This window comes from Streptomyces sp. NPDC001858 (assembly GCF_053594615.1).
This window is the reverse complement of sequence record NZ_JBSFEV010000049.1, coordinates 37954-56625: the sequence shown is the minus strand read 5'-3', so window position 1 is coordinate 56625 and position 18672 is coordinate 37954. Positions and strand designations below refer to the sequence as shown.

Here is an 18672-nt window from a genome sequence, read left to right as displayed (position 1 = left end):
TCTCCGACATCACCATCTTGCCCTCGTACGTCGTGTTGTCGGGCGAGCCGGCGGAGATCGGGATGGTCTTGATGGTGGCGCCGTTGTGCGAGGGCCCGGCACAGCAACCCCAGGTTCCCGCCTCGCACTCCCTCCAGATTCACGAAGGTGACTCCATTCCGATGACTACCTCAATTCCCGACACGACGGCCGAGAAAGAGGCCGCCGTCGCTCCCCCGAAGCAGTCCGAGAGCCCGCTGGGGCAGCTGCGACATCGTCCCGAGGTCGGTGCGCTCATCGGAACGATCACGGTCTTCGTGTTCTTCGCGATCTTCGGCGGGGAGAAGTTCCTGGCCCCGGCGGGCGCGGCGAGCTGGCTGAACATCGCGGCCGAGCTCGGCATCATCGCCATCCCGGTCGGACTGCTGATGATCGCCGGCGAGCTCGACGTGTCCGTGGGTTCGGTGCTGGCCGGCAGCTCGATGACGCTGGCCATCGTCTCCGGTCACTGGGGCGCCCCGATGATCGTCGGCATTCTGTGCGCGCTCGGGCTCGGGGTCCTCACCGGCCTGCTCAACGGGGTCATCGTCACGCGCACCAACGTTCCCTCGCTGGTCGTCACACTGGCCACGCTGTCCGGCATGGCCGGTCTCACGCTGGGCCTGTCCCGCGTCACCACCGGTACCACGAGCGTTCCGATCAAGCCGGACTCGGTGTCGAAGTCGCTGTTCGGCGAGCTGATCGGCGGCCAGTTCGAAGTCGCGATCTTCTGGTGGCTCGGCATCGCCGTCGTGGTCACGGTGGTGCTGCAGATGATGAAGTACGGCAACTGGATCTTCGCGATCGGTGGTGACAAGGAGAGCGCCCGCGCCACCGGCATCCCGGTCGACAAGGTGAAGATCGCCCTGTACATCGCCAGCGGCTTCGGCGCCGCCCTGGTCGGCGTGATCCAGACCATCCTCTACAACGGGGCCCAGGTCGCCAACGGCCAGTCCTTCGTCTTCAACTCCATCATCGCCGTGGTCATCGGAGGCGTCCTCCTCACCGGCGGCTACGGCTCGGTCCTCGGCGTGGTCCTGGGCACCCTGACCTTCGCCATCGTCAACCAGGGCATCTACTACACCGGCTGGAACTCCGACTGGGCCAGCCTCATCCTCGGCATCCTCATCCTCACCGCCGTCCTGATGAACAACACGTTCCGTCGGCTCGCCCTGTCCTACAAGCCCCGATCCGCGAAGAAGGCTTGATCATGACCACGCCTCTCCTCCGCCTCACCGGCGTCAGCAAGTCGTTCCTCGGAACCAACGCGCTGCAGGACATCTCCCTCGAGGTGGACGCCGGAAAGGTGCTGTGCCTGCTCGGCGACAACGGCGCCGGCAAGTCGACCCTCATCAAGATCCTCTCGGGCTTCCACAAGCCCACCACCGGCACCATCGAAGTCGACGGCGAACGCGTCGATTTCGACAGCCCGCGCGACGCCAGCGCCCGGGGCATCGCCACGGTGCACCAGTTCGGCGGCACCTTCCCGCTGATGGGCGTCGGCCGCTGCTTCTTCGTCGGCGCCGAACCCACCAAGGGCTTCGGCCCGTTCAAGATCTTCGACAAGAAGCTCGCCGGTGAGATCGCCGTACGGGAGATGCAGTCGCTCGGTATCACCCGCGTCACCGACGGCGACCGCCTCGTCGGGGCCCTCTCCGGCGGTGAGCGGCAGGCCCTGGCCATCGCGCGCGCGGTCTACTTCGGCGCGAACGTCCTGATCCTGGACGAGCCGACCGCCGCCCTGGGCGTCAAGGAGGCCGCGCACGTTCTGCGGATCATCATGCAGGCCCGGGCCAAGGGCGTCGCGGTCATCCTCGTCACCCACAACGTCCGCCACGCCATGATGGTCGGCGACCACTTCGCCGTCCTGATCCGCGGTCAGAAGGCCGACGACTTCCACAAGGGCGAGCGCACCCGCGAAGAGATCACCGACCTGATGGCCGGCGGCGAAGCCATGGCCGACCTGGAGGCCGAACTCGCCGAGCTGCAGGCCGGCGCCTGATCGCCTGCGGGTAGGGGTGCCCCGCGCTGGTCGTCGTGCCGGTCATGCCGGGCGGGGCAGGTCAGTGCGGGGCGGTCTCCTCCGGTCTGCGTCCCCAGGCGGTGAGCATGCCGGCGGACAGCGCGGCGCACTCCTCGGAGCCGAGGTAGCGGATCGCCGCGTCGACGGCGTCGTCGTCGACCAGGCCGGTGGCGAGCATCGGCGCTCTGCTGCGCTCCCAGGTGTCCGCCCAGAAGAGGCTGATGGGACTCCCGGGCAGCAGCGGCGGCACATGCATCTCGGCGGCGACGGGCACGAGCCCCGCCCCGCGCAGCAGCTGGGGGTACGACGGCACCCAGGAGACATCGGTGCCGATGGTCGCCCGCAGCCCCTGCCACATCGCCCGCATCACCACGGTGTACGGAGTGCTCGGCGGCCGGTCGCTCGTCAGATCTACGGCGTCGCTGAGCACCAGCACACCGCCGGGCACGACGAGTTCGGCGAGCCGCCTGATCAGGCGTTCACGGTCGGGCAGATGCATCAACACGAAGCGGGCGTGGACGAGTTCGAACCGGCCCGGGGCGAAGCCTGGCGCGGTGATGTCGGCCTTCAGCACATCGAGGCCGGGCACCGCCCGCTCGGTGAGGAAGCGTACGTCGCGGTCCACGGCGAGCACGCTCGTCACCCCGGCCTCGTCCAGCAGCCGCCGTGAGACCGTGCCCGTGCCGGCGCCGAGGTCGAGGCAGCGCCATCCCGGGCCGGCCCCCAGGGCCCGCAGTCGCGCCATCGTGATGTCGTCGTAGGCGAGCGCACCGAAGTCGATGCGCTCGCCTTCGCCCGCCTGTCCGGGACGGAAGACGGCCTCGCCGTAGCCGCCGCCAGGCACGGCGGTCACCTTGCCGCCGAGGACGCGACGCCGAGCATGCCGTCGTCGAACAGTCTCATGGCAGGACCTTTCAGGTGGTGCGGGTGGGGGTGGGGATGGCCTGCCACCGATCCTCCACGGCCGATCGCCCGCACAGCAGAGGCGCGCCGCGCTGGTGGAGCACGGAGAAGTAATTCGATGGGGTGGGGCAGGGGAACCTGCCACGATCGTCGGATGGGTGCATTGGATGCGGTGGCGGGCAGAGTCGCCGGCGGGGCGACTGTGGCGTTCCGGCCCAGCGGCTCGTCGATGGTCCCGCTGATACGCAGTCGGCAACTGGTGGTCGTCGCTCCGGTCGACCCGTCGAAGCTGGAGGCCGGAGACATCGTCCTCGCCCGTGTCGCGGGGACGGTCTACCTGCACTTGGTGTCGTCGGTGGACGCTGCCAGGAAGCGGGTGCAGATCAGCAACAACCGTGGCCTCGTCAACGGCTGGACCAGCCATGATCGTGTCTTCGGTATCTGCGTGACAGTCGACGGCGTCACCCGGTCAGGAGCCACGGGCAAGACGCTGGCGGCCGACTCCAACGACTCCTCCTGAACCTATACGGCGTGCAGGCGGACCGCCATGAACTGGCGGCCGGGCAGGTCGATCCGGAAGACGCCCTCGTAGGTGTCGGGGAGTTCGGTGATCGTCATGCCCCAGGTGTCGATGACGTCCACCTTCCACCGGATGCCGGGCGGCAGTGCGAAGGTGCGGTAGCGCGGCTGACCGAACCCGAAGTAGACCAGGCGGTAGCTGTCCTCGACGCCGCCGACCGGGACGTCCCAGTCGCCGGGGAGCGGGCCGATGCCGTCCTCGGGGGAGTCCTCCAGGATCCGGCGGAGGAAGGCGATACGGGCCGGCGACTCGCCCTTGAGGACGCCGCCCTTGGACCACCACAGGACCTCGTCCTCGGCCAGATAGGTCTCGCCGTGGCCGACGTAGCCGCCGCGGACCGCGCCCTCCCAGAAGCGCCGCACGAGTTCCTGGGCGGTCAGGTTGCCCCAGCCCTGGTCGATGTCGCCCTCGTAGCCGCACTCGTCGATGACCACCGGCTTGTTCCACTCGGTGCGCCACGCGTCGGTGTTCTCGGCGGTGCGGTACACGTCGACGCGCTGCACGCTGGAGTGGGTGACCCAGTCGACGGAGTTGTCCCAGAAGGCCATGCAGTTGTGGATGCCCAGCAGGTGGCCGTGCGGGTCGGTGTCGCCGATCACGGCGGCCATCCGGTGCCAGTCCTTCTCGGTCTTGGCCCACAGCAGGTCGTACTCGTTGGCCAGCGACCACCACACATTGGGCAGGGCGGCCAGCCGGGCGACCACATAGCGCAGATAGCGGTCGTCGGCGACCGCGCCCATGTCCGAGAAGCCCCAGCGGTCGTAGGGGTGGAAGAGGATCAGGTCGGCCTGGACGCCCAGGGCGCCGAGCCCGCGGATGCGGTCCTCCAGATGTGCGAAGTAGGCGGGGTTGGGCTGCCGGAAGTCCCAGCCGTCCTCGGGAGAACCGGCGAAGGGGTAGAGCGGCGGCTCGTTGGCGTTGAAGAGGTACGCCTTGGGGAAGACGCACATCCGCATCTTGTTGAACGGCGACCCGGCGAGGGTGCGCAGGGTCTGCTCCTCCAGTTCGTCGCCCTGATGGGTCCAGGCGTACGCCGTGGTGCCGACGGGGAGATGACGGGTGCCGTCGGCGTGCCGGAAGTGGAAGGTGTTGTGCACGCGCACCGGGCCGTGCTCGCCGGGGGCGGCGGGCAGACAGTCGAAGGTCCCGCCGATGCCGGTCAGGGAACGGGAGTTGGAGGCGGTGACGAAGCCCCAGGCGCCCTCTTCGTCGGGCATGAAGCGCAGCCGGTGGACGCCGTCGCCGTCGTAGAAGCCGTGCGCGGTGAGCGTGCGGCCGGTCTCCTGGTGGATGAACCGGGCGCTCAACGCGACGTCGGTGAAGGGGTTTCCGTGGGCGGGGCCGTGGAGTTCGAGCTCGAACGGGTGCCAGCGGGTGACCGAGGAGGGCCATTCGGCGTCGGCGCCGCCGAGCGCGACCTCGGGTCCTTCGTAGTCGTCGGAGGGGACGATCACCGTCTCCGCGGGGCGCGGTGGTTCGGCCAGGGAATCGTCGACGGCGGCGAGTTCGGCGAAGAAGGCGTCCCGGGCCGCGGGGTCGGCCCGCGTGTTGTCGAGGAAGCCGACGACCTGCGCGAGGCTGACATGGCGCAGTTGCACGCCCAAGGGGGCGTTGACGATGCCGGAGAGGTGTCTGCGGACGACGGCCGTGGCCTGCCGGTTGCGCAGGACGTCGCCGAGGAGGGAATCGGGGCTGTACGGCATCGGGGAACTCCCGGGAGATAAGGGCGGGGGCGGGGGTCAGCGCTTGGTGTCGTGGCCTTCGTAGCGGAACCAGCGGGCGTCGACGACGCCGGCGGAGGCGTAGAGACCGGCCACGCGGCCGTTGAAGGAGGCGGCGACCTCGGCCGAGACATAGCGGCCGTCGAGAGCGGTCAGCTCCTGCCAGTCGTCGCTGGAGTCGCCGTCGTCGGCGGCGGCACCGGTGCGGACCGACAGGCGGACGACGTCGGGCGAGCGGCGCTCCAGGCCGATGCCTTCGAAGTCGCCGACGACGGGCCCGGTGGTGATCCGCAGGGCCACGGCGCAGGGGTCGCCGGGGAGCGGGAGTTCCCAGGTCTGGCTGATCCCGCCCACTCGGGCCCGGGCCCGCACGGTGTCGGCGTCGGCCTCGATGTCGTAGTGGTGGTGCTCGTCCATCCGCACGCTGAGACCGCCCGTGCCGGCGCTGACATCGAGCTCGGCGGTGAAGGAGGACTCCTCATGCTCCTGGCGGACGCCCACGAAGACCGGCCGCGCGCTGTTCATGTCGCTGCCGTCGGCGTGCAGGCGCAGTGCGTTCGGGACTTCGGACGTCGAGGCCACGTCCGACGGTGCGCGGCGGATCGCCACCCACTCGTGGCCCAGCGGACCGCCGCCGAAGTCCTGGTGGCGGCTGACCGGCGGGCGGGGCTCGGTGAGGCGGACCGGCTCGACCACCGGCCAGCCGTCCTGCGCCCAGCGCACCGGGGTCACGAAGGTCTCCCGCCCCATCGGTGAGAAGGCCCGGGTCAGGCCCCGGGGCCGCATGCCCAGCAGCACCATCAGCCAGGAGCCGTCGGCGGTGCGCACCAGGTCGCCGTGGCCGGTGTTCTGGATCGGGCGGTCGGTGCTGCGGGCGGAGAGCACCGGGTTGGCGGGGCAGCCCTCGAAGGGGCCGTCGGGGCGGTCGGAGCGGGCGATGCTGACGCTGTGGCCGCGCTCGGTGCCGCCCTCGGCGATCATCAGGTACCAGGCGCCGTCGACGGCGTAGAGGTGCGGGGCCTCCGGGAACATCAGGCCGGTGCCGGACCACAGCGAGCGGGGCTGCTCCAGCGCCTGTCCGGTCTCCGGGTCCATCCGTACCTGCTGGATGCCCAGGTGGGTGGGGGTGTCACCGGCCAGCCGCAGGCCGGAGTAGGTGACGTAGCAGGTGCCGTCCTCGTCCCAGGCGATGTCCGGGTCGATGCCGTCGACGCCCCGCATCACGGTGCCGTCCGACCAGGGGCCCTCCGGCCGCTCCGCCGTGAAGATCAGGCTGCCCCGGCCCATCGCGTCGGTGACCACGCACCAGAAGCGCCCGTCGTGGTGGCGCAGCGTCGGCGCCCACGCCCCGCCCAGGGTGGGCACCCGGCCCACGTCCAACTGCCCCGGCCGGTCGGCGACATGGCCGATGAGCGTCCAGTCGGTGAGGTCGCGGCTGTGGAAGAGCGGGATGCCGGGCAGGTACTCGAAGCTGGAGACGGCGATGTAGTAGTCGTCGCCGACGCGGCAGATGCTGGGGTCGGGGTGGAAGCCGGGGATGAGCGGGTTGCTCGGAGTGTCCGGGGCGTCCGGCCGTTTCGGCGCGGGGGTGGAGGTCATGGGCTTCCTCAGGAAGTGGGCAGTACGTGGTCAGTACCTGGTCGGTACGTGGTCAGGAGGTGATGTCGTCGGCGGTCGGCGTGCCGGACGGGGCGTCGGCCGGCTGCCGGGCGGCGAACTCCAGCCGGGCCGCGCGCCGTTGGGCCTGGCGCGCCGGGTCGGGCACCGGGGCGGCGAGCAACAGCCGCCGGGTGTAGGGGTGTTCGGGCGTCGAGGTGACGGTGGACGCGTCGCCGGTCTCGACGATCTCGCCCCGGTACATCACGGCCACCCGGTGGCTGATGTGCCGTACCACCGACAGGTCGTGGGTGATGAAGAGGTACGCGACCCTGGTGCGTTCCTGGATCTCGACGAAGAGGTCCAGGATCCGGGCCTGGTTGGACAGGTCCAGGGCGCTGACCGGCTCGTCGCAGACGACGATCTTCGGGGAGCGGGTGAGCGCACGCGCGATGGCGATGCGCTGGCGCTGCCCGCCGGAGAACTCGCGCGGCAGCCGTCCGGCGGCGTCCGCCGGGAGCCGCACCTGGTCCAGCAGATCGCGGACCCGGCGGTCGGCGTCGGCGCCGGAGACGCCGGTGACCAGTAGCGGCTCGCTGAGGATGTCGCCCACGGTGAGTGCCGGGTTGAGCGAGGTGTAGGGGTCCTGGAAGACCACCTGGATGTCGTCGCTGAGCGCCCGGCGCTCCTTCCTGCCGATCGCCGAGATGTCCCGGCCGCCGAAGCAGATCGTGCCGCCGGTCACCGGGGCGAGGCCCAGGATGGCGCGGCCCAGGGTGGTCTTGCCGGAGCCGGACTCGCCGACCAGGCCCAGGGTCTCGCCGGGGTGGACGTCGATGCTGACGCCCTTGAGCACCCGCACGGGCGGCCTGCCCCGGCCCTTGCCGGGGTACTCGACGACCAGCTGGTCGACGGACAGCAGGGGCCCGGTCTCCCGCGCCGGGGCCGGCTCGGCCGGTGCCACCGTGCTCATGCCTCAACTCCCTCGGGAACGGCGGGTGCGGTCAGCGGGCCGCGCGGCTCGCTGTCCTCCAGGGTGGATGCGAGGAGCATCCGGGTGTACGGGTGCCGGGGGGCGGCGAAGAGGTCGGCGGCCGGCGCGGACTCCACGATCCGGCCGGTCTGCATCACGGCGACCCGGTCGCAGATGTCGGCGACCACGCCGAAGTCATGGGTCACCAGGATCATCCCCATGTCGCGTTCCTTCTGGAGCGAGCGCATCAGGTCGAGGACCTCGGCCTGGACGGTGACGTCCAGGGCGGTCGTCGGCTCGTCGGCGATGAGCAGGTCCGGGTCGCAGGAGACGGCGGCGGCGATCAGCACCCGCTGGGCCATGCCGCCGGACACCTGGTGCGGGTAGGCGGCGTAGACCCGGGCCGGGTCGGCGATGCCCACCCGGTCGAGCAGGGCGAGGGCCTTCTTCTTCGCCTCCGCGCGGCTCAGGCCGAGGTGCCTGCGCATCGGTTCGACCAGCTGGGCGCCGATCCGGAACGAGGGGTCCAGGTTGGACATCGGCTCCTGCGGGACGTACGCGATCCGGCGGCCCAGGATGCCGGCGCCGCCCGCTTCCGCGCCGGACGCGGTCAGCTCCGTACCGCCGAAGGAGAGGGCGCCGACGGAGACTTGAGCCTCCGGCGGCAGCAGGCCGAGCACCGCGAACGCGGTCTGGCTCTTGCCGGAGCCGGACTCGCCGACCAGCCCCAGGACTTCGCCCCGACGCACGGAGAGACACACGTCGTCGACGACGACGGAGTCGCCGTAGGCGACGCGCAGGTCGCGAACGAAGAGGAGCTCGTCCCCGACGGCCTCGCCGGAACGGACCCGCTGCGCGGGCAGGCCGACGGCAGCGACGACGCCCGGGCCGACGGCGGTGGCGGTGGCGGAGGCGGAGGCGGTGGCGGTGGCTGGGCCACCGTCGTCAGCGGTGGTGCTGGCGGCTGGGTCGCCGGCTGCGAGCGGGCCTTCGGCCGCGGCGTCCGGGCCCTCAACTGCGGTGGCCGTGCTATCGGCGGTGGTGCGCGGGCCGTTGTCCGTGGCGGCCGGGCCTTCTGGCGCGGTGCGCCGGCTGTCGTCGGCGGTCGTCGGAGCCTCAGCCCCGGTGGCCGGGCCATCGTCGGCGGTGGTCGGAGCGTCCGCCCCGGTGCCCGGACCGCCGTCGGCGGCGGCCGGAACCTCGGTCCCGGGGGTTTCAGCCGCCCCAGGGGTTCGAGCCGTGCCGGCGGTTTCAGGCGTCCCGGGGTTTCCAGCCGTCCCGGCGGTCTCCGGTGTCCCAGGCGCTTCAGCCGTCCCCGCGGATTCACGCGTCCCGGGGGCGTCAGCCGTTCCCGGGGTTTCAGGTGTTCCGGCGGAGGCCGACTGCTTGCGGCTGCGACGCTTCGGCCTCGGCGGGCGGCCGCCTACCAGGACATCCGTCAGTGCGTTGGCCAGCAGGCCCGCCGCTGCGACGGTCAGGGCGATGGCCAGGCCGGGCCAGAGCAGCAGCAGCGACTTCGTGTAGATGTTGCCGAAGGCGTCGTTGAGCATCGAGCCCCAGCTGGCCTCGGCGGTCGAGCCCAGGCCCAGGAACTCCAGCCCGGACTGGATCAGGATGCCGATGCCGAACAGCTGCGCCGCCTGGATGATCACCGGCGCCTGCACCACGGGCAGCACATGCCGGCGGATGATCCGTGCGTCCGACAGCCCGGAGACCCGGGCCGCGTCCACGTACAGCTCCTCGCGGACCGCGTTGACCGAGCCGCGCACCAGCCGGAAGACGCCCGGCGACATCAGCACGCCGAACACGCCCATCGCGAGATAGGTGCTCTGGCCGACGGTGCCCAGCACCACCAGCAGCAGGATGATCGCGGGGATGGACATGACCAGGTTGGCGACCCAGCCGGCCAGTCCGTCGAACCAGCCCCGGAAGTAGCCGGCGACCAGGCCGGTCGGCACGCCGATGGCGACCGCGACGGCGGTGGCCAGGGCGGTGCCGAGCAGGCTGGTCCGGCCTCCGTAGAGCAGCCGGGACAGCACGTCGCGGCCCACGCCGTCCCCGCCGAGCGGGTGACTGCCGCTCGGCGCGGCGAGCGCGTCCGCCAGATTCGACGTGTGCGGGTCGTGCGAGGTGAGCAGCGGCGCCGCGGCACTGGCCAGCGCGATCAGAGCGAGCACCGACAGACACACCACGGCGGTCGGGTCCTTCAGGAGCCGCCGCAGGATGCGGTCCCGGCGCGGGATCGCGACGGCCGCGGGCTCGCCCACCGTGGCGGCGGCCGGGTGGGGCAGGGGGAGCGTCATCCGACACGCACCTTGGGGTTGAGCCACCCTTGGGCGACGTCCAGCAGGAGGTTGACGACCACGACCAGCAGCACCATGACGACCACCACGCCCATCAGCAGCGGTGAGTCGCCGCTGGAGGCGGCCGCGTTGGCGGCGCTTCCGATCCCGGTGAGGCCGAAGACCTTCTCCACCACCACGGCCCCGCCGACCAGGCCGATGAACTGGAGGCCCAGCACGGTGAGGGCGGGCGGCGCGGCGTTGCGGAGCGCGTGCTTGAGCAGCAGGCTGCGGCGGCTCAGGCCCCGGCTGCGCAGGGTGCGCATGTAGTCCTTGCGCAGGACGTCGACCATGGCGCCGCGCACCTGCTGGGCGGTGGCCGCGATGGCGCCCACCGCCAGCGACACGGACGGCAGGATGATCGACTCTAGCCAGGCGGACGGGGAGACGGCGAAGGGGGTGTAGCCGGTGGCCGGCAGCCAGCCCCACTTCACGGCGACGAACAGGGCCAGGATCAGCGCGACCAGGAAGCTGGGCAGTGCGAAGCCGATGATGGCGAGCAGTTGGACGAGCCGGTCGAGCAGACCGCCCCGGACGGCCGCCGCCACCCCCAGCAGCACGCTGGCGGCGGCCGACAGCAGCAGACCGCCCAGCACGATGGAGAGGGTGACCGGCAGCTTGTCGGTGAGCGAGGAGGTGACGGTGTCGCCGCTGAACCAGGAGCGCCCGAGGTCACCGCGCACCGCTGCCGTCAGCCAGTCCCAGTACTGGACCACGACGGACCGGTCGAGGCCCAGTTCGGCCTTCTTCGCGGCGACCTGCTGGGTGGTGGCCGTGGCGCCCGCGATGTTGCGGGCGACGTCCGTGCCGGTCATCCGCATGAGGACGAACGTCATGGACGAGATCACGAACACCAGGACCACGCCCGACAACAGTCGGCGGGCCAGGAATGTCTTCATGGCTGCTTCTCCCGGTTGTACGCCATGGACGACGGGGTGGGGCGCAGGCCGCCGCGGCGCCCGTCGGGCGCCGCGGCCGGTGCGTCAGCCTGCGGGCGTGAAGTTGTAGATGCCGGGGACGGGAGTGAAGGCCTGCGCGGTCACCTTGACGTCCTTGGCATGGGCGTAGGAGTTCTCGACGTTGGCCCAGGGGGCGTTCCAGGCCTGCTCGACCAGGTACTTGTCGATTTCCTTGAAGCCGGCGGTCTGGCTGTCGCCGGTGCTCTTCTGCGCGCTGTCGATCAGGGCCGTGAGCTTGGGGTCGGAGTTCTTGAAGAGGTTCCACAAGGAGTCGGGCTTGGCCTGGATCGTGACGGTGTCCCAGGAGCGGAAGGAGGCGAGCGAGAAGTAGGAGATCGCGAACTTGCCGGCCAGCAGCTGGTTGATGGTCTGGCCCGGCGGGATGGTCACCAGCTTGCACTTGATCCCGATGTCGGCGAGCGATTGCACCATCGCGGCCTGGGCCTCGGGGAAGATCGCGCTCAGGTCGGGCACGTCGACGCTGAAGCCGTTCGGGTAGCCGGCCTCGGCGAGCAGCGCCTTGGCCTTGGCGGGGTCATAGGGGTAGACGTCGTTGAGCGAGGCGTCGTAGGCGGTGCTGATCGGGTTGAAGACCTGCGCGGTGGGCTTGCCGATGCCGCCGTAGACGGACTTGATGAACGAGTCACGGTCGAAGGCGTAGTTGATGGCCTGCCGCACCTTGAGCTTGCCGAGCGGCGCGCTGATCTTGCCCCCGCGGTCCCAGATGTAGACGCCCGCGACGTCGCCCGGCGGGTACTGGAGGACGTTCAGGCCGCCGGACTTGGCGACGGCGACGTTCTTGGGGGTGGTGATGAGCGCGCCGTCGACCTGGCCGGAGCGCAGCGCGTTGAGGACGGCGGTCGGGTCGGTCAGCGGCTTGAGGACGATCTTCTCGAAGGGGAACGCCTTGGCGTTCCAGTAGCTCTTGTTGCGTACGAAGGTGTAGACGCTGCCGTTGGTGGTGGCGGCCTTGTCCAGGGTGTACGGGCCGGAGCCGGTCGGAGTGTCCTTGAGGGTGCCCGCGGTGATGGCCTTGGGGCTGGCGAGCATGCCGGCCACCGAGCCGAGGTTGGCGACGAAGGACGGGTCGGGGGCGCTGAGCGTCACCTTGACGGTGTCGGCGCCGACCGCTTCGACGGTCTTGATGCCCTTGAGCTGTCCGGCGGCCTCGTTGGCGCCGGTCCTGGTGTGCTCCAGGTTGGCCTTGACGGCGGCGGCGTCCAGCGCGCTGCCGTCGGTGAAGGTGATTCCGGTGCGCAGGGTGAGGGTGAGCACGGTGTTGGTGCTGTCGTACGCCCACTTCGTGGCGACGTTGGGGGTGGGCTCGGCCTTGGTGTCCAGCCGCAGCAGCGAGTCGTAGACCGGCTGGTAGTACTGCGTGTTGTTGCCGAGGCCGGCGTCCTTCAGGTCCCAGGGCTGGGCGGGTACGAGCGGGGCGAGCGTCAGCGTCTTGCTGCCCGAGCCGCTGCCGCCGCTCGCGGCCGACCCGCCGGAGCATGCTGCGGTGCCGACCAGGACGGCGACGACACCGGCGCCGATGAGAGTTCTGCGCATTTCTGGTTTCTCCAGATCCTTGTTTCCTCGTGGACGACAGCGGGTGACCTACGTCGCGGCGGGGACGACGTGTGGGGACGACGTGCCGGGCGGCGGGTCAGCCCAGGAGCGCGGTGCGCACGATCCGCTGGGCGGCCATCGCGTCGTGCCGGGACTGGGCCTCGCGCAGCGCGTCGAGGTCGAGGCGCCCGGCGCGCTCTTCGAGGGCCCGCAGGGTGGCGATCGACTCGCGGACCGCGTCGCCCGGGTCCTCGCGGTAGGGGAAGAGGTCGAGCTTGAGGGGTTCCTGCCAGCCGATCTCGCGTACGACGTGCAGGAACTCCAGGGTCTCCACCAGGTGCAGGGCGCCGGCGGTGAGATCGTCGTCCCACTCGCGGTAGTTGTCGTCGACCTCGACGTCGACCAGCCGGCCCATGCTGTGGGCGAGGCTGAGCGCCTCGGCGGGGTTCTCCTTGGCGAACAGCGAGTGGCCGAAGTCGATGACCAGGCCGACGTTGTCGACGTCCATCTGCTCGATGGCGAGCAGGCTGGCGGCGGCGGTGCTCCAGAAGAGCCGGTTGCGGGGTTCCTTGAGCTTGTACTCGATGGCGAAGGTGACGTCGGGGAAGTTGCGGGCCACGTCCCTGATGCCTTCGACGGCGTGGCGGCGCAGGGTGGGGTAGTCGACCTGGAAGGGGTAGTCGTAGCCGTCCTGGCCGGGCCAGAACTTCACGTACCGGGCGTCGAGTTGGCGGGCCACGTCGACGGACTCGTGGGCCAGGTCGGCGGCCGCGCGGCGGGTCGCCGGGTCGGCGCCGGTGAAGGAGCCGCTGCGGAAGCCCCGGTCGTAGATCACCGGGGTGATGTTGGTGACGGCCAGGGAGTGGGCGGCCAGTGCGGACTTGACGTCGGCGACCGAAACTCCGGTGTCGAAGGGGTAGTTGAGGTCCAGGGCCGCCAGCTCGCCGGTTTTCGCGGCGAGTTCGATGGTGTCGAGGGTGCCGACCGGCGGGCCGTAGCCGTCGGTGGCGTACCGGTCGATGATGCGGCCGAAACTCCACATCCCTCCGGCATAAGTGCGCGGCGTGGTCGACACAAGATCCTCCTGAATTAATATTCAGCCACCGGTGAATGGGGGATGGCCGGGAACGTAAGCCGGGCTTGTTGGGCATGTCAAGAGTGTTGCCACCATGTTTCCCAATCGCCGTAAACGACCTATAGGACCCCGACGACCCCCGCCCGGCCGCCGCCCGAACGCCTTGCGTCGACCGTCTTGACGTGATGGCGGGAGGTGGCGCACTATCCCGAAACATATAAATCACTGCGTGAATGGATATTCACATGCTCACCGCTGACCATGCAGTCGCGGCGCACTACCGCGATCTGCGGCAAGCCACCCGGGACGGTCGTCCGGAATCAGCCCTGGAACTGCTCCGGAACATGTCCGCCGACGTCCGGGTGCGGATCGTGAAGATGATCGACGCCGCCCAGCTGGGCCATATCGGTGGAGACCTGTCCGTCACCGACATCCTGGTCACCCTCTTCGGCGCGGTCCTCGACGTCGACCCCGAGGACCCGCGCCGCCCCGGCCGGGACCGCTTCATCCTCAGCAAGGGCCACTGCGCCGCCGCCCTCTACGCCACGCTGGCGCACTGCGGCTACTTCGCCGACAAGGAGCTGGACACCTTCATGGCGCCGCTCTCCGCGCTCAACGGTCACCCCAACCGCCGCAAGGTCCCCGGCGTGGAGACCAACACCGGACCGCTCGGCCACGGCTTCCCGGTGGCCGTCGGCAGCGCCCTGGCCGCCCGGCTGACCGGCGGGAACTGGCGCACCGTGGTGGTGCTGGGCGACGGCGAGATGCAGGAGGGCAGCAACTGGGAGGCCGCGATGACCGCCGGCCACCACGGCCTCACCTCGCTCACCGCCGTCGTCGACCGCAACCGCCTCCAGCAGGGCGCCCGCACCGAGGACACCAAGACCCTGGAACCGCTCGCCGACAAGTGGACCGCCTTCGGCTGGGAGGCCCGGGTCGTCGACGGGCACGACCACGCCGCCCTGCTCGCCGCCTTCGGCCCGTCCCGGGACGGCCGTCCGGTCGCGGTGATCGCCGACACGCTCAAGGGCAAGGGCGTCTCCTTCATGGAGGACCGCGTCGAGTGGCACCACAAGGTGCCCGACAAGCAGCAGGTGCAGGCCGCGATCGAGGAGCTCTCCCGTTGACGAACACCATTGCCCGCGCCGACGCCGTCGCCGAAGCCACCTATGACTGCCGCCAGGTGTTCGCCGAGGAGCTCATCGCGCTCGCCCGCCAGGACCCCCGGGTGGTGGCCGTGTGCAACGACTCGGTCGGCTCCAGCAACCTCACCGGCTTCCGCGCCGAGTTCCCCGACCGCCTGATCAACGTCGGCATCGCCGAGCAGGACCTGGTCGGCGTCGGCGCGGGGCTCGCCAACGGCGGCATGATCCCCTTCGTGTCGGCCGCCGGACCCTTCCTCACCGGCCGGGCCCTCGAACAGATCAAGGCCGACTGCGCCTACAGCGGCCACAAGGTGATCCTCTGCGGCCAGAGCCCCGGCATGGCCTACGGCGAACTCGGCCCCACTCACCACTCCGTCGAGGACCTGTCCTGGCTGCGGGCCGTCGCCGACCTGCCGGTGCTCGTCCCCACCGACCGCGAGCAGACGCGGGCCGCGATCCGCTGGGCCTACGCCTTCGACGGCCCCTGCTATCTGCGCATCCCCCGCTTCAAGGTGCCCGACGTCGTCCCGCCCGACGCCCCCTTCGGCCCCGGGCACTCGGTCACCCTGCGGGAGGGCGCCGACGCCACCGTCATCGCCATCGGCACGCTGGTGCCGCGCGCCCTGGCCGCCGCCGAGGCGCTGGCCGCGGAAGGCATCTCCGTACGCGTGCTCAACACCCCCTTCGTCGACCCGCTGGACGAGGCGGCGGTGCTGGCCGCCGCGACCGAGACCGGCGCCCTCGTCGTCGCCGAGGAGGCCACCCTCAGCGGCGGTCTCGGCGCGGCCGTCGCCTCGCTCGTCGGCCAGCGCCGGCCGGTGCCGCTGCGGCTGCTCGGGGTCACCGGCTTCGCCCCGACCGGCGACGCGAGCTATCTGCTGGAGCACTTCGGGCTCACCGCCGACGGGATCCGGCAGGCGGTCCACGAGGTGCTGGCTCTGTCATCCTCACCGGTATGACGGGCAGGGCGGCTGTGACGGGGGTGACGGGAGTGACGGGTATGTCAGACACGGCAGATGGGATGCGTGGGACGCATGTGGCGGCTGTGACGGGCGTGGCAGCCGATGCGAGTACGGGTGCGGGAGCGGGTGCAGGTGGGGAAGGCGGGGGCCGGGGGCCGCTGATCCTCGCCGTCGACCAGGGCACCTCCGCCACCAAGGCTGTCCTCACCGACCCCGAAGGCAGTGTGCTGGCCTCCGCCTCCGTCCCGCTGGCCGGCGCCTACCCCCGGCCCGGCTGGGTGGAGCAGTCCGCCGAGGAGGTCTGGCGGAGCGTGACCGAGGCGGTGCGCGACTGTCTGGCCGGCCACGACCCGGCGGCCGTCGCCGCCGTGGGCCTGAGCACCCAGCGCGAGTCGGTGCTGCTCTGGGACCGCGCCACCGGCGAACCCGTCGGCCCGCTGCTCGGCTGGCAGGACCGCCGCACCGCCGACGACTGCGCCCGACTGCTCGCCGACGGGGCCGGCCCCGGGGTACGGGCCGCCACCGGGCTGCCCCTGGACCCGATGTTCAGCGCCCTGAAGGCCAAGTGGCTGCTCGACACGTACGACCCGGACCGCACCCGGGCCCGGCGCGGCGAGCTGTGCCTGGGCACCGTCGACTCCTGGCTGCTCTGGCGGCTCGGCGGCGGCGCCGACCATGTCATCGAGGTCGGCAACGCCGCCCGCACCCAACTGCTGGACATCCGGCGCCGGGACTGGGACGAGAACCTGCTCGCCCTCTTCGGCGTGCCGCACGCCGCACTGCCCCGGGTGGTGGCCTCCACCGGGCCCTTCCCCCCGGTGCGGGGCGTGGCGCCGCTGGTGGACGGCACCCCGGTGGGGGCGGTGCTCGGGGACTCGCACGCGGCGCTCTTCGGGCACGGGGTCTTCGCCCCCGGACGCGTCAAGGCCACCTACGGCACCGGCTCCTCCGTGATGGGGCTCGTCGCCTCGCCCGAGGTGCCCGGCGAGGGTGACGCGCTGTGCCTCACCGTCGCCTGGGACGACAGCGGCACCGAGGGCGGCGGTCCCGCCTACGCTCTGGAGGGCAACATCCGCTCCTCCGGCGCCACCCTGCGCTGGCTGGCCGGGCTGGTCGGCCGCACCGAGGCCGAGGTGGCGGCCGCCGCCGCGCCGGACTCCGGAGGCGTCCACCTGGTGCCCGCGTTCGGCGGGCTGGCCGCCCCCTGGTGGGACAACGAGGCGACCGGCCTGATCAGCGGCCTCACCCTCGGCTCCGGTCTGCCGGAACTGGCGCGGGCCGCGCTGGAGTCGATCGCCTTCCAGGTCGAGGACGTGGTGGCCGCCGTCGACCGGGCCGGGGAGCGGGTCGCCGTGGTGCTGGCCGACGGCGGGCCCAGCGGCAACGCCGCGCTGATGCGGCTCCAGGCGGACCTGTCCGGCCGTACGGTCGAACGCCCGCGGGCCGGCGGGCTCTCCGCCGTGGGCGCCGCCCGGTTGGCCGCCCGTACCATGGGACTCATCGGCCGGGAGCGGTCGGCCGCGCCCGCCCGGGACGCCGAGGTCTACCCGCCGACGCTCGCCGAACCGGAACGGCTGCGGCGACTGGCGGCCTGGCACGACGCGGTGGCGCGCAGCCGCAGCGCGGGGAAGGTGCCCATGTCATGAGCCCTGCAATCGGGGGCCGGACCGGCCCGAATCTCAGTAGTGTTCAGCGCGTGTCCCCACATCCTGACCTCACCGGCCACGAGTCGGTCGACAAACTCCGGCTGATCGTTCGTGTCGCCCGGATGTACCACGAGCGCGGCCTGCGCCAGGCCCAGATCGCCGAAGCGCTGAACCTCTCCCAGGCCGGCGTCTCCCGGCTGCTGCGCAGCGCGGCCGAGCTGGGCGTGGTGCGCACCGTCGTGGTCTCCCCCGAGGGGATCCACAGCGACCTGGAGGACGCGGTCGCCGACTGCTACCAGCTGGCCGACGTGGTGATCATCGACGGGGACGACCTGCTCGACCACCCGCGCAGCCTGCTGCGCGCCCTCGGCTCCGGCGCGGCCAGCTATCTGGAGACCGCCTTCCGTCCCGGGGACCTGATCGGGGTCTCCACCTGGAGCGAGACCCTGCTGGCCGCCGCCAACGTGATGCAGCCGGCCAAGCAGCAGGTGGCCGACAAGGTCGTCCAGCTCATGGGCGGCATGGGCGACCCCCAGGGCCAGGTCCAGGCCACCCACCTCGCCGCCCGTCTCGCCGACCTGACCGGCAGCACCCCGCTCTTCGTCCGGGCCCCGGGGCTGGTCGGCTCCGCCGAGGCCCGGCTCTCCCTGCTCCACGACCCGACCGTGGCGGAGGTCAGCCAGGCCTGGCAGCAGCTGACCGTCGCCCTGGTCGGGATCGGCAGCGTCGAGCCCTCGCCGCTGCTGCGACTCAGCGGGAACGCGGTCGCGGAGGACGAACTGGCACGGCTGCGATCACTGGGCGCGGTGGGCGACATCTGCCAGCGGTTCTTCGACGAGAACGGGGTGTACGTCGACGCGGGGCTGGGCGAGCGGACGATCGGCGTCTCGGCGGACCAGCTCCGCTCGGTCCCCCGCCGTATCGCCGTCGCGGGCGGTCCGCGCAAGTACGCAGCCGTGCGGGGGGCGTTGCGGGGCCGCTGGATCACCGCCCTGGTGACAGACACGAGCACGGCCCGCCGACTACTGGAAGAACAGGACTGAGGGGCGCGGTCGGCTGCGCGACCAGCCACGACGGCACATCGCGGCACGTGTCGGGCAGGACCTTTCCGGCTGCGGTCCGGCTGCGCCCTGAAGGGGCGCGGGGAACTGCGCGACCGGCCACGATGGCGCATT

At 71.4% G+C, this 18672-nt stretch carries 15 protein-coding genes; 7 read left to right on the top strand and 8 right to left on the bottom strand.

The genetic code is table 11. From position 1 onward, the window contains the following. Positions 1 to 62: 62 nt before the first annotated feature. Positions 63 to 1226 carry an ABC transporter permease gene (locus tag ACWCPF_RS40335; protein ID WP_451050118.1) on the top strand — a complete coding sequence of 388 codons (1164 nt, stop codon included), beginning with the start codon at positions 63 to 65 and terminating at the stop codon, positions 1224 to 1226. A gap of 2 nt (positions 1227 to 1228) precedes the next feature. Then, positions 1229 to 2020, top strand: coding sequence for an ATP-binding cassette domain-containing protein (locus ACWCPF_RS40330; RefSeq protein ID WP_451050117.1), 792 nt, complete (start codon positions 1229 to 1231; stop codon positions 2018 to 2020). 61 nt (positions 2021 to 2081) lie between these two features. Here the strand turns inward: ACWCPF_RS40330 and ACWCPF_RS40325 are convergent, their stop codons facing one another. Beyond that, positions 2082 to 2894, bottom strand: a complete 813-nt coding sequence (locus ACWCPF_RS40325; protein WP_451050116.1) for a class I SAM-dependent methyltransferase — start codon at positions 2892 to 2894, stop codon at positions 2082 to 2084. Between the two features lie 204 nt (positions 2895 to 3098). Between ACWCPF_RS40325 and ACWCPF_RS40320 the strand changes: the two genes are divergently transcribed. Then, entirely contained in the window at positions 3099 to 3464 is a 366-nt protein-coding gene (locus tag ACWCPF_RS40320; protein ID WP_451050115.1) for a S24 family peptidase, read from the top strand. A 2-nt stretch (positions 3465 to 3466) separates the two neighbouring features. Here the strand turns inward: ACWCPF_RS40320 and ACWCPF_RS40315 are convergent, their stop codons facing one another. The 7 genes from ACWCPF_RS40315 to ACWCPF_RS40285 form a co-directional block, all read right to left on the bottom strand. Continuing rightward, complete coding sequence (locus ACWCPF_RS40315) at positions 3467 to 5227, bottom strand: DUF5605 domain-containing protein (RefSeq protein ID WP_451050114.1); 1761 nt, start codon at positions 5225 to 5227, stop codon at positions 3467 to 3469. Positions 5228 to 5263: 36 nt separating this feature from the next. Further along, a complete protein-coding gene (locus ACWCPF_RS40310; protein ID WP_451050113.1) occupies positions 5264 to 6844 on the bottom strand; it encodes a family 43 glycosylhydrolase in 1581 nt (526 codons plus the stop codon). A gap of 52 nt (positions 6845 to 6896) precedes the next feature. After that, positions 6897 to 7814, bottom strand: a complete 918-nt coding sequence (locus ACWCPF_RS40305; RefSeq protein ID WP_451050112.1) for an ATP-binding cassette domain-containing protein — start codon at positions 7812 to 7814, stop codon at positions 6897 to 6899. Beyond that, positions 7811 to 10117 carry an ATP-binding cassette domain-containing protein gene (locus tag ACWCPF_RS40300; protein ID WP_451050111.1) on the bottom strand — a complete coding sequence of 769 codons (2307 nt, stop codon included), beginning with the start codon at positions 10115 to 10117 and terminating at the stop codon, positions 7811 to 7813. Before ACWCPF_RS40300 ends, ACWCPF_RS40305 begins: the two co-directional genes overlap by 4 nt. Beyond that, the gene (locus ACWCPF_RS40295) at positions 10114 to 11055 is read right to left on the bottom strand and encodes an ABC transporter permease (RefSeq protein ID WP_451050110.1); all 942 of its coding nucleotides are present in this window, start codon (positions 11053 to 11055) and stop codon (positions 10114 to 10116) included. The genes ACWCPF_RS40300 and ACWCPF_RS40295 overlap by 4 nt, the downstream gene beginning before the upstream one ends. Positions 11056 to 11139: 84 nt before the next feature. Beyond that, positions 11140 to 12669, bottom strand: a complete 1530-nt coding sequence (locus ACWCPF_RS40290) for an ABC transporter substrate-binding protein (RefSeq protein WP_451050109.1) — start codon at positions 12667 to 12669, stop codon at positions 11140 to 11142. A 97-nt stretch (positions 12670 to 12766) separates the two neighbouring features. After that, positions 12767 to 13744 carry a sugar phosphate isomerase/epimerase family protein gene (locus tag ACWCPF_RS40285; RefSeq protein ID WP_451050108.1) on the bottom strand — a complete coding sequence of 326 codons (978 nt, stop codon included), beginning with the start codon at positions 13742 to 13744 and terminating at the stop codon, positions 12767 to 12769. Between the two features lie 245 nt (positions 13745 to 13989). On the opposite strand from ACWCPF_RS40285, the gene ACWCPF_RS40280 reads away from it, so the two are divergent. From ACWCPF_RS40280 to ACWCPF_RS40265, 4 genes are all read left to right on the top strand, one after another. Next, entirely contained in the window at positions 13990 to 14871 is an 882-nt protein-coding gene (locus ACWCPF_RS40280) for a transketolase (protein ID WP_451050107.1), read from the top strand. Beyond that, a complete protein-coding gene (locus tag ACWCPF_RS40275; protein ID WP_451050106.1) occupies positions 14868 to 15848 on the top strand; it encodes a transketolase family protein in 981 nt (326 codons plus the stop codon). The genes ACWCPF_RS40280 and ACWCPF_RS40275 overlap by 4 nt, the downstream gene beginning before the upstream one ends. A 95-nt stretch (positions 15849 to 15943) precedes the next feature. After that, positions 15944 to 17497 (top strand): FGGY family carbohydrate kinase, encoded by a 1554-nt coding sequence (locus tag ACWCPF_RS40270; RefSeq protein WP_451050105.1) that lies wholly within the window; start codon positions 15944 to 15946, stop codon positions 17495 to 17497. 50 nt (positions 17498 to 17547) lie between these two features. Continuing rightward, positions 17548 to 18540: a sugar-binding transcriptional regulator gene (locus ACWCPF_RS40265; RefSeq protein WP_451050104.1), complete on the top strand. Its 993-nt coding sequence runs from the start codon at positions 17548 to 17550 to the stop codon at positions 18538 to 18540. The last annotated feature ends 132 nt before the right edge of the window (positions 18541 to 18672 follow it).